Annotated in this window: 9 protein-coding genes and 2 pseudogenes; 7 read left to right on the forward strand and 4 right to left on the reverse strand. The window is 57.7% G+C overall.

Going from position 1 to position 17,323, the window contains the following annotated elements; all coding sequences use genetic code 11:
• Positions 1–232: 232 nt before the first annotated feature.
• Positions 233–926, reverse strand: a pseudogene (locus tag XH98_RS31010) (molybdate ABC transporter permease subunit).
• Positions 927–2,000: 1,074 nt separating this feature from the next.
• On the opposite strand from XH98_RS31010, the gene dctA reads away from it, so the two are divergent.
• The 5 genes and pseudogenes from dctA to XH98_RS31035 all read left to right on the forward strand — a co-directional run bounded on the left by dctA (position 2,001) and on the right by XH98_RS31035 (position 9,864).
• Positions 2,001–3,323 (forward strand): C4-dicarboxylate transporter DctA, encoded by a 1,323-nt coding sequence (dctA, locus tag XH98_RS31015; protein WP_271600019.1) that lies wholly within the window; start codon positions 2,001–2,003, stop codon positions 3,321–3,323.
• A 667-nt stretch (positions 3,324–3,990) separates the two neighbouring features.
• Positions 3,991–6,666 carry a PAS domain S-box protein gene (locus tag XH98_RS31020; protein ID WP_271620891.1) on the forward strand — a complete coding sequence of 892 codons (2,676 nt, stop codon included), beginning with the start codon at positions 3,991–3,993 and terminating at the stop codon, positions 6,664–6,666.
• Entirely contained in the window at positions 6,663–7,346 is a 684-nt protein-coding gene (locus XH98_RS31025; RefSeq protein ID WP_271600017.1) for a response regulator transcription factor, read from the forward strand. Before XH98_RS31020 ends, XH98_RS31025 begins: the two co-directional genes overlap by 4 nt.
• An 85-nt stretch (positions 7,347–7,431) precedes the next feature.
• Complete coding sequence (locus tag XH98_RS31030; RefSeq protein ID WP_271620892.1) at positions 7,432–7,818, forward strand: response regulator transcription factor; 387 nt, start codon at positions 7,432–7,434, stop codon at positions 7,816–7,818.
• A gap of 837 nt (positions 7,819–8,655) precedes the next feature.
• Positions 8,656–9,864 (forward strand): annotated as a pseudogene (locus XH98_RS31035) (IS3 family transposase).
• 42 nt (positions 9,865–9,906) lie between these two features.
• On the opposite strand, the gene XH98_RS31040 reads toward XH98_RS31035, so the two are convergent.
• The 3 genes from XH98_RS31040 to glmS all read right to left on the reverse strand — a co-directional run bounded on the left by XH98_RS31040 (position 9,907) and on the right by glmS (position 14,061).
• On the reverse strand, positions 9,907–10,734 hold the full coding sequence (locus XH98_RS31040; protein ID WP_271620893.1) for an Effector protein NopP: 828 nt from the start codon (positions 10,732–10,734) through the stop codon (positions 9,907–9,909).
• A 1,162-nt stretch (positions 10,735–11,896) separates the two neighbouring features.
• On the reverse strand, positions 11,897–12,136 hold the full coding sequence (locus XH98_RS31045; protein WP_333932787.1) for a beta-L-arabinofuranosidase domain-containing protein: 240 nt from the start codon (positions 12,134–12,136) through the stop codon (positions 11,897–11,899).
• Between the two features lie 98 nt (positions 12,137–12,234).
• A complete protein-coding gene (glmS, locus tag XH98_RS31050) occupies positions 12,235–14,061 on the reverse strand; it encodes a glutamine--fructose-6-phosphate transaminase (isomerizing) (protein ID WP_271620943.1) in 1,827 nt (608 codons plus the stop codon).
• Positions 14,062–15,092: 1,031 nt separating this feature from the next.
• Between glmS and gmd the strand changes: the two genes are divergently transcribed.
• Positions 15,093–16,178, forward strand: coding sequence for a GDP-mannose 4,6-dehydratase (gene gmd / locus XH98_RS31055; RefSeq protein WP_271600014.1), 1,086 nt, complete (start codon positions 15,093–15,095; stop codon positions 16,176–16,178).
• Positions 16,159–17,115 carry a GDP-L-fucose synthase family protein gene (locus XH98_RS31060; protein ID WP_271600013.1) on the forward strand — a complete coding sequence of 319 codons (957 nt, stop codon included), beginning with the start codon at positions 16,159–16,161 and terminating at the stop codon, positions 17,113–17,115. The genes gmd and XH98_RS31060 overlap by 20 nt, the downstream gene beginning before the upstream one ends.
• Positions 17,116–17,323 lie beyond the last annotated feature (208 nt).

The following is a 17,323-nucleotide window of genomic DNA, read 5'->3' on the forward strand; positions in this document are numbered from 1 at the left end:
CACGCGTTTACTCGCGATCTCCCGAGCTTAGAACTGGTCTAGCTTTGCAAGGCGCTGCCGAGAAACGCCGACGTCATCGGCCTTCGCTTTGGGGCAGAGGCGCGGACTGCACTCAATTGAAGCCGATTGCGGCTGCCGCTGCGACCATAACAAGGTTGTTCATTGTAGCCCCGAAAGGACGGATGGATCCGGTTTTGTAATATTGCGGCCCGGCGCTGTCGGATATATGTGGCTAGCAAGCCTCGGATGATTCGGTGCCTCGCCTAGCACTATGTCTGTCGATGATCGCTAAGGTGAAGATTGTCGCAAGGGCGAACAGCACCATACCAGCGGCAATCACACTTGCCTCGTGCCAACGCGACCCTTGGACGTAGTCTACGACGTAATAACACCTTGGTGCGGCCAGGAATATTGCCGCCGATCATCATCACGACGCCGAATGTGCCGATGGTATGCGAAAATCCGAGCACGGCTGCTTTGACAAGCTCCAGTCGCGCTAGCGGCGCGCTGATGGCAATGAAGGCATACAATGGCGAGACACGCCCTGTCATTTCCAACGGGTGATCGCCGACCGCAACAAAGGCGCTACGTATCGGCTGCACGACCAATGGCAGCGCCGAGAGCACCGATCCGACCACGATACCCGCGAAGGTAAAAGCGAGCGTGCGCCCGCCCCAGAAAGAGGCGAGAACGCCACCCGGTCCGTCGGGGCCGAGCAAAACGAGTACGCAGAAGCCGAGAGCCGCTGGCGGTAGCACCAGCGGAAGTGCGATCATCGCGGCCACCGCCTCGCTCAAAAAAGTCTTTGAGCGGGCTAGCCACCAAGCGAGGGGCACACCAATCACGAGGAGGATCACGGTCGTCACGCTAGCGAGCTCGATCGTGAGCGCAATGGATTGCGAAATTTCTGACGAATCGATATTCACGTGCGTCGGCCCGCCGGTGAGCGCAGGTCGCCGTATCGTGACGGCGGTCGCCTGCATGTCCGGCTCGTCCAGAGATGCGGCGCGAATAGCCATTTGGTAGCGCGGCAACTCGTTGGGGCCGCCGAATTCACGCGCCTCGCTTCTGCGAGCAAGAGCAGCATCACAAGGCTCATCGACAATTCCTGTGACAAGTACGCCTCGATCCACCCGACGGCGGCAGCTTCTCCTTGTCATCAGCAATTCCTGTGCCGCGTGCGGGCTGTGGCGGCTCTATGCTCAATGGGGAAAATTGCGCAGACGCTGATGTCACTATGGAGTGGACCCAACGCTCTGTCAGATTTCAGGCATCTTTGTTCCCGAGCAGACAGCGACAGCCGCGCAACGAAAACGGCAGATTTCTACAAACCTCGACAGATGCCTGTTGCGTTTGTCGGCGGCTTAAACGCCGCCCTCGCCGGGGCCGGTAGCTGAACGGCTCGCAGGAAGTCTGCCGCTCGGCAGAAACGCGAACGATCTAGCTGAGAAATCGCCGTAAGACTGATTCTGTGACGCGGTAAAGGCGCGAGGGGCCCGCCAGCAAAGGCGTGGAGACGCGCGCTCCGGCACCAACGAGCTTCGCCGCTCCCGGCAACGCAGTTCATCCCTCAAAAATCTTGTCCGCGCAATGGAGTCCCTAAAACGGCCTTCCATCCGGCAAATGCGTACAATCCAAAATATCAATTTCACCAATGCCACATACTGTTGCATCGATCTCAGCACTCGAGCCGAGACGTAACACCGCTAATGCGCGCTACGGTGCAACTTTTTGTTTCCTTGGGCGAACGCGGTACGAGCATTCAAGCCGTTGCCGCCGAACACAGGCTAGTTGTCCGCGATTTGTTGATCGGCCACAGTTTGGGATCTGGTGCATATCTTGCTTAGCGAACAACGCAACTAAACGCCTGCCTTGCAAGGACGCGACGGCTCTCGGAACCGTCTTCAATCAGGGCAAGGCTAAAATGATTGGTCTCGTATGACGCTGTCGCCTCTCAACAGCGGCGGCTCACATTCGGGTATATTCGGGAAGGAAGCGTCATGACCACCAGGGCAACTGCGTTGCCTGTACGCGCGTCGCAAGCTTGGTATAAGATCCTCTACGTCCAGGTGCTAATCGCGATCTTAATTGGCGTCATGGTTGGCTGCCTATGGCCATCTGTCGCCACCAACGACTGGGTCAAGGCGCTTGGTGACGGGTTCATCAAGCTCATCAAGATGGTGATCGCGCCGATTATTTTCTGCACTGTCACATCTGGTATTGCGCATATTCAGGATGCGAAGAAAGTTGGGCGCGTCGGCGTCAAGGCGCTGGTCTATTTCGAGATCGTCTCCAGCTTTGCCTTGCTGTTGGGCCTTGTTATGGGCAATCTGGTCCAAATCGGCCATGGCCTTGCGGTCAAGCCGGATGCTGCGGCGGTCGCCAATTACGTGAAGCAGGCGGAAGCCTCGAAGACCGTCGATTTCTTTCTCAACATCATTCCTGATACCGTGGTCGGCGCCTTCGCTCGCGGCGATGTTCTGCAGGTTCTCTTGTTCGCGATTCTATTCGGCTTTTCGCTGATGGCGCTGGGAAACCGTGGGGAGCGGCTGCGCGGCATTATCGACGACGTCGCACACGCGGTGTTTGGCGTAATCGCTATCATCATGAAAGCGGCCCCGATCGGCGCCTTCGCCGCCATGGCCTTCACCGTCGGCAAGTTCGGGCCGGCAGCACTCGGTAATTTGATCGGCCTGATCGCGCTGTTTTACGCGACTGCGGCGCTATTTGTCGTAGTGGTGCTCGGTTTGATCGCGCGCCTCGTCGGCTTTTCAATCTTCAAGTTCATTATCTATATCAAGGACGAAATTCTGATCGTGCTCGGCACTTCGTCCTCTGAAAGCGCGCTGCCGCAACTCATGGAGAAACTCGAGCGGCTGGGCTGCTCCAAGCCCGTGGTCGGCCTGGTGGTGCCAACTGGCTACTCCTTCAACCTCGACGGCACCAATATCTATATGACGCTTGCGACATTGTTCATTGCCCAGGCACTCGGGGTCGAGCTCACCTTTAGCCAGCAGCTCACGATCCTGCTCGTGGCGATGCTAACGTCGAAGGGAGCAAGCGGCGTCACTGGCGCGGGCTTCATCACGCTCGCCGCGACGTTGTCGGTTGTCAACCCAGCGCTCGTGCCGGGCATGGCAATCGTGTTTTCAATCGATAAGTTCATGAGCGAGGTGCGCGCCCTTACCAACATCACGGGCAACGGCATCGCCGCCGTGTTCATATCCTGGTGGGAAGACGAGCTCGAGCACGCGACGCTGAAGAATCGGCTCAACCAGCCCACCGTTTCCACCACTGTCGACACTACCAGCACAATGAGGTAGGTTCTGGATCTTAACCGCCGCATTCGAGGACGCATTGAATGCAAGCGCAGCTACATTCTCGTAGTTCGAATCACGGATTAGATGGTACCTCGACGGAGCGGTGGCGGCTCGCACACGGCTAGTGTGTCGGTTCGGCGTCGTTGGCGCGCGCTGACCGGGTAACCGGAGGCAAATCTTCTCACCTAGGCGTGATGGCCCTAGGGCATAATAAGCAGTCGCGTAACTTCGCCTTCGTATCTCGGCACGTGACGATTGCGCTTTCTTCCGCATGCCGACCGTAAAGACGAGATGAATCGTCCGGCAGCTTGCGGCGAGGCGCACCTGATTGTTCCGGCTCAACGTGTTGAGCGAACTTCAGCCGCTGTCCTCGTCCGGCTGGCGTGAGGGGGGTTGTCCTCGCTGCAGCCTCAAGCGCCTGCCCGGAAGTTATCGGCAGCGGAGGAAAGCAGACATCTCAGCTTCGATTCTTGGCGTGGCAGTGCGCCCTATTGAAAGGTTTAGGACAACTATACGTATGTTTGTGATGCGTTTTTTCTTCGCGCGTGCTCAGTTCAGCAAGCAATCGATCTCGGAACCGCTCACAACGGGTGCTGGTTCCCCAGTATTGCCCCATTTTTGCCTAAAATGTTATAGCTCTCCGCCGGAGAATGGGCCGGACGGTACCAAAATGCATAGCCATATCAGTAGCTTAAGACGCTCAGCCCCTCAGTTTACCTTCGGCAGCATAACGCTGGCGGTGGTAACAGTGTCTTGCTTGTACCTTCAGGCGCATTTCGCCGCGACGGCGTTCGCCTATTTGTTAGTGGTGTTGCTGTTTTCGTTGATGGGCAGCTTCATCGCGTCGTCCGCGCTTTGCATCGTAGCCATCGCTGCTCTCGCTTATTACTTTGCGCCGCCGGTGTTCAGTCTGCGGATCGATGCCCCCCAAGATCTGCCCGTGATTGTTGCATTCTTTGTTGCCTCGATTGTGGGAGCGCACCTGATCGGAAAGCTGCGCCAGGAAAGAGAGGCTGCGCGTGTGGCTGCGGCCAAGCTTCAGCGAAGTGCGGCCGATTTGGAGGACCGAGAAAAACGGTGGCGCACCATCTTCGAGCATAATCCGGCCATGTACTTTATGGTCGATGAAGCCGGCACTGTCCTCAACGTCAATACCCTCGGCGCGACACAACTCGGCTATGCTCGTGCTGAACTCATCGGTCGATCCGTGCTGGACGTATTTCTCGAGGAGGATCGCGCGTTCGTTCGCGAATGCGTTCGGACGTGCCTTGAGAATGTCGGACAAACGCGCACGTGGGACATCCAGAAAGTCAGGAAGGACGGCTCGGTGTTGTGGGTACGTGAAAACGCCAAAGCCATGCTCTGGGCGGATGAGCAGCCCATTATCCTTTGCGCCTGCGAAGATATCACGGAGCGAAGGCGGACCGAACTTGCCCTGCAGCGGAGCGAAGCACATTTGGCCCAGGCGCAGGAGTTGAGTCACACAGGGAGCTTCAGCTGGAACCCCACTACGGGCGAGGCCTTCTGGTCCAAAGAAACATTTCGGATTTTCCAATTAGCCCCTCAGACAGTGCCACCGGGGCCGCAGCTCGTCGTCGAGCGCACTCATCCAGATGATAGACCTTCGGTTAGAGAAACTCTCGATCGCGCGATGCGAGATCCGAGCGATTTCGAGCACGAGTACCGGCTTCTGCTACCGGACGGCTCGGTAAAGCACATTCATGCGCAGGCGCGAGCGACGAGGACAGCCTCTGGTGACATCGAGTTTGTTGGGGCGGCTACCGATATTACGGCGACGAAGCGAGCAGAACAGCAGCTGCGGCGCAGCGAGGCCTATCTGGCCGAGGCCCAGCATCTCACCCATACAGGCAGCTGGTCCTGGGACGTCCATGCTCTAGATTTCATTTATCGCTCTGCTGAGGTTGATCGCCTATTTGGCTTTAAACCACAAGAGCCGGTTTCGATAGAGACTATTCGATCGCGCATCCATCCGGAAGACTTGCCACGGTTACAGGAGGTGCAGCGGCAGGCGATTGAACAGGTGGAAGAACGGTTCGAGTATGATTTTCGTATTCTTCTGCCAGATGGCGGGATAAGGCGCATACACTCCGTTGCACACATTGTCGTCGGCAGCGACGGTAATGTCACCGAGCTGATCGGAACACACATGGATGTCACCGAGCAGCACGCAGCAAGGGAACGCCTGGAAAATACACTTGTCGCGCTGCGCGAAAGCGAGCAGCGCTTTCGCGACTACGCCGAGACAGCTTCCGACTGGCTCTGGGAGACCGGGCCAGATCATCGAGTCACTCACTTGTCCGAGCACACCAGCGCTGCGGGAATTTTAGCGACAGGATTGATGGGCCTGCCTCGCTGGGACATTGCGTGCGACACGGAAGAGGAACCCGAGAAGTGGCGTCAGCATCGGGCGATCTTGCAGGCGCATCTGCCGTTTCGGGATCTCATCTACCGTACCGTGAATCGGACGGGATCTCCGATCTATGTCCGCACGAGTGGCAAGCCCTTCTTCGACGGCAACGGAACTTTTCTGGGCTATCGGGGCGTCAGCACTGATATAACGGCCCTCATACGCGCTGATCAGGCCGAACAAGAGCTGCGAAAGGCACAAGCGGAGCTTGCACATGTGACGCGTGTAACGACGTTAGGAGAACTGACGACTTCCATCGCTCACGAGATAAACCAACCACTCGCCGCTATTCTCAACAACGCCGATGCGTGCCTCGGCTGGATGGCTCGGGAAGCTCCTGATCTTGCCGCCGCGCGCTCTTCGGTGGAATGGATCATCGAAGACGCAATCCGGGCAAGCGAGGTGATCCGCAGTGTTCGCGCGCTCGCGAAGAAGGGCGAGATTGAGATGGTGCCACTCGACATCAATGAGGTCGTTAGGGACGTCATTGCGCTGGTAACACGAGAGCTGGTGAGCCACCGAGTGACATTGCGAACCGAGTTGGCGGCCGCGCTGCCTAGGATCCTCGGTGACCGAATTCAGCTACAACAGGTGATCATCAATCTGGTAATGAACGGAATAGAGGCGATGGACGCAGTTACAGACCGGCCGCGCAAACTTCTGATTCAATCATCCAAGAACGATCTGGGGCACGTGCAGCTTGCCGTGTCCGATTGCGGCGTCGGGATCGCCGAGAAGGACGCTGACCACGTCTTGGACCCCTTCTTCACCACCAAGTCGAGTGGCCTTGGAATGGGCCTTTCGATCTGCCGTTCCATCGTGGAAGTTCATGGAGGGCGGCTATCGTTTCTCCAGAAAAATGAACCGGGCGCGACCTTCCAGTTTGTCCTGCCCGTGCACAAGGAGGCCCTCCAGTGACAGGACGATTGAACTCGCCAGGTGAGGCTAGCAACGCCGAGGCCTCGACGAAGGCGATCGTCTTTGTCGTTGAGGATGACATCTCCGTGCGCCGCTCGCTTACGAACCTTTTTCAACAGGTAGGGTTGGAGGTCGTTGCGTTTGGATCGGCCCGTGAAATGCTGCAGAGCACAATTCCGGACGTCACAAGCTGTCTAGTTCTTGATGTCCGGCTGCCTGGCCTCAGCGGCCTTGACTACCAGGCCGAGCTGGCAAGGTTGAACATACACATCCCGATCATTTTCATCACCGGCCATGGCGACATTCCAATGACGGTCAAGGCCATGAAGGGAGGTGCGGTCGATTTTCTCAGCAAGCCGTTCCGCGATCAGGAACTGCTTGATGCCGTGGTTGCGGCGACCGAACGGGATCGCAAAAGACGGGAAGCTCAGCGAATCGTCGCGAACCTGCAGTCTTTATTTGAGACCTTAAGCCCGCGCGAGCAGGCAGTGATGAAACTGGTCGCGGCCGGCCTGATGAATAAGCAGGTAGCCGCGGAACTTGGGCTGGCCGAGATTACGGTGAAGATCTACCGGGGTCACGTAATGAAAAAGATGCGTGCCCGGTCGCTGGCCGACCTGATCAGAATAAGCGAGACGCTGGGAATTTGCGTCAATCGTTCCGAACAAACGCAAGTATGATTTTACAATTCCGTCACTTCAGCCACTTTTCGCCGAAAGTGGCTAGCGCTTTGGCTGCCGCTGTACTGCGTCGGGAGTGCTCTTCTTGTCCACGCCTTTGATTTCCGTCGTTGACGACGACGTCTCCGTCCGTGCGTCGACAGAAAACCTGTTGAAATCGCGTGGCTACGTCGTGCAGATATTTGCGTCGGCCGAGGCACTCCTGCGGTCGCCGCACTTGAGTGAGACATCTTGTGTCATTACCGATGTGCAGATGTCGGCTATGAGTGGGCTGGAGCTACTGGCAGAGATGCGGACGCGTGGTTACGACGCACCTTTCATTTTCATTACAGCTTTCCCCAATGAACGCGTGCGCGCGTCAGCCCTGGACGCCGGGGCGATTGGCTTCCTCGCCAAGCCATTTGGCGGGCAAGAGCTACTCAAGTGCCTCGACATCGCATTGAAGGCACATGGCGAGCGAGGTGACATCTGATTCGATCAACCTGCGAGTTCTTGTCCGATCTAAATGCTCGTCAGAACGACGATCACGCACTGAGCAACGTCTTCGCAGTCGGAACCGCGACTTGCACGCCCACTCTTTACTGACTGTGGGCGGCTGCAGAACAACAACCCCGCGAGAGACGGAGAGTACGCCGGCTTGATTCATTCCAGGTCGGCGCTCAAAGTAATGCTGCCCCAGAGCCATCGACGCCTCTCAGCATTTCTTAACTTCATCTGGAACAGAGCTGGCCCCGAGGCGCTCGGCAAGAACGAGATTGGTTGTGCTGAGCCCGACGGCGGTGACGATGAAATGGAGCTTCGCCCAGGCCGCCCTTCGTCTTGGTTACCGCTTTTGGAAAGAGCTCTGTACGATGCTCTTGCTCACGGCGTCGTTGTGTCCGTCGACGCATGCCCGCCATCTTATCGATCCGGCGCCGCTTCGCTGTGCATTTCCTAGCCAACTGACTCACGGCAGGCGCCTACGCTCCTACTACTTCGTAGACCATCTGTAGAAGACTTCTGGTCTCCAAACCATCCAATGTGCTCCGCGCAACACGCCGGGCCCTTGGCGGCCGGGCGCACTCTGCCGGCACCCCATGCAGGTCCTCGATCAGCGAGCATTGTCGCAAATGCCTCGCGCGGTGAGCCCCTACTTTCAAGGCTCAAACAATTAGCAACCGCTAAGCCAAGGACCACTCTGGGGGCAGTATTCTGAGCGAACCATAGGAACTCTCGGCCGAAACGGCGACAAACACAGAGGAGCCCGTGACCTTGCCCCACGGGCTTAATCCAGTTTGAAGTTCGTTCTGGCCACAACAAGGACCAGAGCATGAAGCGCAGCCGCTTTTCGGAAGAGATGGGGTATTCGGTCCCGATCGCCTGACCTATTTGCTGCGCGGCACGTTTTGACTGACGATCATGGACCAACTCTATCCGAAGGAGAAGCGTCATGATCTACGTCGGCCTCGATGTTTCGCTGAATTCCGTTGCGGTATGTGCGGTGGACGAGACCGGAAAGCTTTTCCGGGAGGGAACGACGTTGGCGGACGCGCCATCGATTGTGCAGTACCTCGAACCATGGGCTGGTCAAGTTGAACGGGTGGGCCTTGAGGCAGGACCGACGTCAGAATGGCTGCATCTCGTGGATGCCCACGGGATGAGCGAACGGCGGGCGTGTAAAGCCATCGGCTGCTGCGGCATGACCATGAAATGCCAGACGATCCGGGCGGACGAAGCCGGCCTTCGCCAGCGCATGAGGGCGATCGCCCAGGAGCGCCGTCGCTTCGGCTATCGGCGCCTGCACGTTCTGCTCAAGCGGGAGGGCTACGTGATCAACCACAAGAGGCTGTTCCGGCTCTACCGGGAAGAGAGGCTTGCGGTGCGTCGCCGTGGCGGCCGCAAGCGGGCGATCGGGACCCGGGCGCCGATGACGGTGGCGATGGCGCCGAATGACCGCTGGCCGTTCGACTTCGTGTCGGATCAGCTCACCGACGGCCGCCGCTTCCTCACCGTCGAGGGCCTGGCGCTGGTGGCCGACACCTCGCTGTCTGGCTCCCGGGTGGCGCGGGAGCTGGATCGGCTGATCATCGAGCGCGGCAAGCCCAAAATGGTGGTCAGCGACAACGGCACCGAATTGACCAGCAACGCCATCCTGACATGGGCCGATCAGAGCCGCGTCGCCTGGCATTACATCGCCCCCGGCAAGCCGACGCAGAATGACTTCATCGAAAGCTTCAATGGCCGTCTCCGAGACGAATTGCTGAACGAGACGCTGTTCACGTCGCTGGGCCAGACCCGAGTCGCACTCGGACATTGGCGGGCCGACTACAACGATACGCGACCTCACTCGCAACTCGGATGGAAAACACCATCGGAGTTCGCCTTGACCTGCAACCCGCGACGGGATCTGGCGCTGCGCTATGCCGATGGCTCCACGCCAGCTCCCGTCGCTACCACCGCTCAACCGGGCCAATCCAACAGCCGGAGCGAACTCAGGACTGGGCAAAAATTGGGAGCAAGGTCACCCGGAGCAGGCTAAATTGGTCTACTCATTGGAGCCAAACCACCGGTGAATCCATGGTCACATAAAATCATCCTCATAGTCGTACGTTGAGGGGCTCGCTGGGCTCTCGGTATCACTATCTTCACTGTCATCAGCTTTGGAAAGATACAGCGCAGCAGTGCCTTTTCGCTGCCATTGGCCGTCGCTATTCCTTACCCACTTGTCTGACTTCTCTGGGTCCAGAATCATGTTGTCGGCGTCAACCTCGACGAATCCCATTTTTGCCGCACGGACCCTTGCTTCCGAATTAGCCGGACGTAAATTGAGCAGCGGCTGTTTGCCGTCTAGTCGAAGCTGGTGCTCGAGCAGGATATCACCAGCGTTCTCGACAAGCGGATGAACGACTTGAAGATCCACAGTAGAGGTAGTCCGGTCGCGTCCAGGAAATAGCTTCTTCCACCTTTTGACGTCGAACTCGGTCATGCTGTCGCCGCCTTCCGTTCTGAGAAGTCCGACACTCTTGTTGCCCAATTGGTAGCTGAAGTATCGCGCATTCTCGGAATCTCGGGTTCTCCCATAGTCTTTGGCAACTTCTGCAGTTCGCCCTGCCTTGCCGGACACGAAGTCGGAGTACTCTTGAGGGTTACCGGCGATTTTCATGATTTCGTCACCGTGATAAGCCTCCGCGGCTTTTCGGAATGACCGACGATCCTTGAACTCTTTTATGGGAGGGGTTGAAACGAGCGAATACGGCCTTGTTGCCGAAGAAGAACTGCCACTGGAACCAGCTTCGGCTAAGCGCATATTTGCGAACGCATCCGCAAAGATGTCTGCGTCCATTTGCTCATCAGTTTCGGCAAAGTCAGAGGATTGGAAGTAGGACGAGCCGTTGATCCGATTATACATGGCGATTGGTGCTCCCGTCGGACATACATTTCTGCATCTAAATTAGGCTTGTTAGGCCCAGCGGCGCTGATAGGGAGCCTGACTTACCAAAACCTGACGTGGCCCCCCTGACGTTGGCTTGTCATAGGGCTTCCTTTTGAACGACGCGGCGGCACGCTCGTCCCATTGGCATTCATCAGGTTTGATCAGAGACCAAGAACACCTCCGAGGAAGCTCCTCTATTGGGAATTTGACGCTGATTGACGTGCTGGCGCCAATCGGATCGTACTCTTTTAAGAGTTACGCGGCGCCGCTTCATATTCGGGTTTTCTTTTCAACGTTCCAGTGGGGCACGCGGATCGCCTTCCATAGATTAGCCGATTCCAGACTTTGACCAACAATATCGCCTGCGTCAGAAAGGTCGTCTAACGTTGACTTGTGGAAGTGCGAGGCCTCAGCGCTCATTTTTCCAAATCCGTATTTCGCCTTCGTCGCGGTTACCCCAGCCGAACCACGGAATGAATGTCGGCCGCTGCGGTTCTAGCTGCCCAGGCACTTTGTAGGATAAAGTGCCGCTTCTTCAGAATGCGTGTGTTGCAACCGCGCCCTGTCGGCCTGCAGCAAATTCTTGCCGTTAAAGAGACCAGTTGCTTCCATAAGGGAAAACCGCTCTCTGAGCGAAGCCAACGTTGTGTAACTTGGTCCCCGTTGTCCTCCAGACGATAAATAAAGGGGCCACGCTGGATGGCCACTTTGCCGGCAGGCTCGCCCGCGGCGCGCTGCAGCATTCTGACGGGCGCCAGGCCAGCGTGTTGGCATTCGCGGCGCAGATTCGACGGCGATTTCTACCCCTGCTCTCCAGGGATAGCTGCCGGTTATGAGCAACCGCAGCGCATGTCCGTCGACAGATATCTACAGCATTACCAACGTAGAGATTTACATAGAGGCGCGTCGGCGCCGGGCGTGTAGATGTAATGACCAATGGTTGTGAAACGACGTGCGATTTTCAGTGGACAGCAGGCGCAGCCAAACAGCGTCCTCGCACCGGCGAGACGTGATTATACATGCCATAGACCTCGGCGTATTGGGGTGCACTTCGAGCGGGCTGACATGGGAATAGCGACGCCCGTCGAACGCGATACTGCCGATAACGATATTGGAGCGCGCGCTCTATCACGTCGGCTTATCTGTCCCGTTGCATCTCCAGCATACGGCGCGCGAACATTGTCAAGCCGATGGAGGCGCAACCTTCCGCGTACGCGGCATCATTCGGCACATCGTAATCGCTGCTGAACGCTTCGCCGGTACCTTGCGAGCCGATGGCTCCGGTAATATAGATCTGGCGCTCGACCATGTTTCGCCATAGCCGTAGGCAAGTTTGGCGCTGTTGCTCGTTCTGGCGCAGACGCGCGAGAGCCGTCATCAGGTATACAAAACGAACCGCAAAATACCGGGATCGTTTTCTTTCTGAGCTCGCCCACGCTATTGGTGGCCTCAATGCTCCGCTATAACATTGTGGCCTTATTCCACAGTCACCGATTTTGCTAGATTACGTGGCTGATCCACGTCCGCGCCCCTTACGAGGGCGGTATGGTAAGCCAAGAGCTGAACCGGAACGGCATAGAGCATCGGCGTAAAGCTTGCGACCATCTCAGGCAGCACAATGGTCATGAGTGTGTCCACCGCCGATTCCATAGCACCTTTCGAGTCGGTGATCAGGATGATCTTGCCGCCCCGAGCCGCAACTTCTTGCATATTCGAGACGGTCTTCGCGAACACATCGTCATAGGGCGCGATCACCACCACAGGAACGGCTTCATCGATCAGTGCGATCGCTCCGTGCTTGAGCTCGCCGGCGGCATAACCTTCTGAATGGATATAGGCAATTTCCTTCAGCTTGAGTGCGCCCTCCAACGCCAGGGGAGCCGATGTGCTACGACCGAGATAGAGCACGTCCCTTGAATCGGCGATATAGCGCGCGAGTTTCTCGATCTGCGGCTCGATCAACAGCGCCGCAGCAATCAACCGCGGCACTTCGATAAGCTCACGCACGAGCCTTGTTTCATCGATCTCAGACAGCTTACCGCGCTCTTTTCCTGCTGCGACGGCAAGCGCCGCCAATACCATCAGCTGGCAGATGAATGCCTTGGTGGAGGCGACGCCGATTTCCGGCCCCGCCAGCGTCGGCAGAACGGATTCGCTCTCTCGCGCAATCGTCGACGTCGCGACGTTGACCACAGATATCGTGTGCACGCCCTGGTCCTTGGCGTATCGCAACGCAGCTAGCGTGTCAGCGGTCTCGCCCGACTGCGAGATGACGATCGCGAGATCACCCCGGCGCAAAGGCGGCTCCCTGTAGCGGAACTCGGACGCTACATCGATCTCGACAGGCAAGCGCGCCAGCCGCTCGAACCAGTATTTGGCGATGTGCCCGGCATAGCTTGCAGTGCCGCACGCGGTAATAGAGATGCGCTGAATGGATTTAAAGTCGAACGGCAATGTGACCGGCAGGGCGACGCGCTTGGCCGCCATGTCTACATAATGCGCCAATGTCTGGCCGGCTACTGTCGGCTGCTCGTGGATTTCCTTGGCCATGAAGTGGCGATAATTCGCTTTGTCCACAAGGAGTGACGATACGCCAGACTTTGATGTTGCCCTCTGGACGACAAATCCGCCTGCGCTATAAATGACGCACATCGTGCGCGTAAGCACGGCCCAATCGCCGTCTTCAAGATAGGTGATGGTGTCGGTCAAAGGCGCGAGCGCGATCGCGTCCGATCCTAAATACACTTCGCCGTCACCATGTCCGATCGCAAGGGGTGACCCCTTACGCGCACCGATCAAAAGATCGTCGTGGGCTTTGAAAAGGAACGCGAGCGCGAAGGCACCGCGCAGCCGTGGCAGCGACGCTTTTACCGCATCCTGCGGCGAATAGCCTCTCTTGAGATAAGATTCGACGAGATGCGCCACAACCTCCGTGTCTGTCTCTGAGTGAAACTGGGCTCCATTACGCTCCAGTTCGGCTCGCAGCTCGCGAAAATTCTCGATGATCCCGTTATGAACGACCGCCACATTTTCCGTCGCATGCGGGTGAGCATTGCTCTCGGTCGGTTTTCCATGAGTCGCCCAGCGGGTATGACCGATGCCGGTATGACCCAACGGCGGACAATAGAGCAGCTGCTCTTCAAGGTTTCTCAGCTTACCTTCAGCGCGCCGGCGCTCGATACGGAGACCTTCGAGAGTCGCGAGGCCTGCGGAGTCATAGCCACGATATTCCAATCGCTTGAGCGACGCGACCAACTGGCCAACGACCGGACCACGCCCCAAAATGCCAACAATTCCACACATATCGATCAATGCAGCCCCAAGTTCAAGGAGTTCGAGGTTCCCCTACAGGAATCCGATCATGAAATTCGCTTGCCCGATGGTAACAGGTGTCAGTTCGGGCTTTTTCGCAGCCGCCTGTATCGCCACCGCATTCGCAAGCGTGAGTTAGACCTCCTTCAGCCATCATCGCTTCGCCCGGCTACATTGCCGATCGACCACAAACTGCGCTGCAGCTCTGGCTTGAATTGTTCTGTGCTACCGAAACACATTTTGCCGGCGCGGGTTTAAGAGGCTCATCATACTCGTACCGAGGCAAGTTATGCTCATCGAGATTAGACAATTGGCAGCGAAGCTCCATTGTACGAGCGTAAACTTTCGATATCGAAACGTTGGAACATCTATACCAACGTTTACTACTCTTGCTCATCTTGTCTTGAGTCGACAGCTCCACTGCCTGCCGCGAGCTTGATATTGGCAACAGCGCTAATCACGGGCAATGAATTGACCGCCAAGATCGGGGGTTCTGTGCGGAAGTTGACAGTAGGGGTGCTTTCTAGACTACGAATTGACGTGCAGGCTTTACTGTGCGCTTGCTTGCATCCCATCATCCGGCAAATGCATCGATGACTGCGGCCTCAGCTCGTCGCTCTCCCAAGCCGTGACGAGACCACGGGTATGCGTACTTGCGTCTGAGCATAGATAGGAACACAGATCGTCGACTTCTATCTCGTTGGAGATTTAGTCCGAACAAGCCGCCCTTGTGCTCGCAACGGCGATCGCATCCATCTCGCCTGCTTAGGGATCATCGCGGATATAAGCCAGGATGCGAGCGTTAGTTGACTTTGATGTTTTGAAGATCGATGCGTTGACACACTCCAGTCCAATCTAAATCTATGTATATAGTGTGCTTTCCTACCTGATGTGTATGACTGGACCTAACGATCGCTTTCCTCAAATTGCGGGTGGAGCGGGCTTGCGCATCTAGACTTCTCGAGAAACGGCTCCCAATCGCGTTTCACAGGGCTTTCCTTCCGGCGCAACTAAGAGAGACCATGACGGCTCAGTACTCAAAGCGTCGCGTTGCGCTGATCACCGGTGTCACCGGGCAGGACGGAGCATATCTCGCCGAGTATTTGCTCGGTCTCGGCTACGACGTGCACGGGATCAAGCGCCGGTCGTCCTCGTTCAACACCGCGCGCGTCGATCATCTCTACCAGGATCCGCATGCCGGTAGCGTGCCGTTCCTGATGCACTATGGCGACATGACGGATTCGACCAATCTGATCCGGCTGGTGCAGCAGATCCGGCCGACCGAGATTTATAACCTGGCCGCCCAGAGCCACGTCCAGGTCAGTTTCGAGAGCCCGGAATACACAGCCAACGCCGACGCAATCGGCGTTCTGCGCCTTTTGGAAGCGATCCGCATACTCGGCATGGAAAAGGAGACGCGGTTCTACCAGGCCTCGACCTCGGAGCTTTTCGGGCTCGTGCAAGAGGTGCCGCAGAAGGAAACCACGCCATTCTATCCGCGTTCGCCCTATGGCGTTGCCAAGCTTTATGGCTACTGGATCACGGTGAACTACCGTGAGGCCTATGGCATTTTTGCCAGCAACGGCATCCTTTTCAACCATGAGAGCCCGACCCGCGGCGAGACCTTCGTGTCGCGCAAGATCACCCGCGCCGTCGCCCGCATCGAGGTAGGCCTGGAGAACACGCTCTATCTCGGCAATCTCGACGCCAAGCGCGACTGGGGCCATGCCCGCGACTATGTCGATGGGATGCACAGGATCCTGCAGATTGACGAGCCCGGCGACTTCGTGCTCGCGACAGGCGAGACGCGGCCGGTCCGCGAGTTCGTCGAGGTGGCGTTTGCCGAGGTCGGGCGCAGCATCGAATGGCGCGGCAGGGGCGTCGAGGAGGTCGGCGTGGACAAGGCCTCCGGCAAGACCCTGGTGCAGATCGATCCGACCTATTTCCGTCCGACCGAGGTTGATCTCCTGATCGGTGACGCCAGCAAGGCGCGCGCGAAGCTCGGCTGGGCTCCGAAGACGCCGTTCTCGCAACTGGTGAAGGAAATGGTCGCCAGCGATCTCGTCGAAGCCTTGCAGGATGCGACCAATGGCAAGCGCGGCGTTTGAACTGAAGGGTAAGACGGTTTTCGTTGCGGGCCATCGCGGCATGGTCGGCGCGGCGCTGATGCGCCGGCTAGCACGCGAACAGGCCGATGTCTTGACGGTGCCGCGCAGCGAACTCGATTTGCGCGATCAGGCCGCGGTGAACGCCTGGTTTGCCGCGAAGCGGCCGCAAGCCGTATTCCTCGCCGCAGCCAAGGTCGGCGGCATCGTCGCTAACAACGCGCTGCGCGCCGAGTTTCTCCACGACAATCTGGCGATATCGAGCAACGTGATCCAGGCGGCGCATGCCAATGGGTGCGAGAAGCTGATGTTCTTCGGCTCCTCCTGCATCTATCCGCGCCTGGCGCCGCAGCCGCTGCGAGAGGATTCGATATTGACCGGCCCGCTGGAACCGACCAACGAACCCTATGCCATCGCCAAGATCGCCGGCATCAAGATGGCCCAGGCCTATCGCAGCCAGTACGGCGCCGATTTCATCAGCGTGATGCCGACTAATCTCTACGGCCCCGGGGACAATTATCACCCCGAATACAGCCACGTCGTCGCCGCGCTGATCCGCCGCTTCCACGAGGCCAAGATTTCGGGCGGCCGCAACGTCGTGGTGTGGGGCACCGGCACGCCGCGCCGCGAATTCCTCTATGTCGATGATCTCGCCGATGCCTGCATCCATCTGATGAAGGCCTATTCCTCGCCGGAACTGGTCAATATCGGTACCGGCGAGGACATCAGCATCGCCGACTTCGCACTCATGGTCGCGGCCGCCGTCGGTTTTCGCGGCGAGATCAGCTTCGATACGTCGCGCCCGGACGGCACGCCGCGCAAGCTGCTCGACGTGCGTCGGCTGTCCGGGCTCGGCTGGCACGCCACGACTTCGCTAAAGGATGGCATTCAGCTGGCATACCAGGCGTATCGGGCTGACCGACGGACGGCACCAGAGTGATTCGCTCATTCCCGGATAAGGGGCCGATCCTACGAGGAACCGGCGGTGATTTTCCGTCCTAGCAGAGTCGCTGCTTACGTAACGATCAATCTTACTTCGCAAGTTGACGAACGTTCATTTTCAACAGCTGCCCTCAGTTCGCTGCCAAAGACCCCTGCCGACTTGCTGGAAAGGAGAATGATCATGATCGAGACGTGCCGCCAGCTCT

It is taken from the genome of Bradyrhizobium sp. CCBAU 51745, from assembly GCF_028128715.1.
In the GTDB taxonomy this organism is placed as follows: Bacteria; Pseudomonadota; Alphaproteobacteria; order Rhizobiales; family Xanthobacteraceae; genus Bradyrhizobium; species Bradyrhizobium manausense.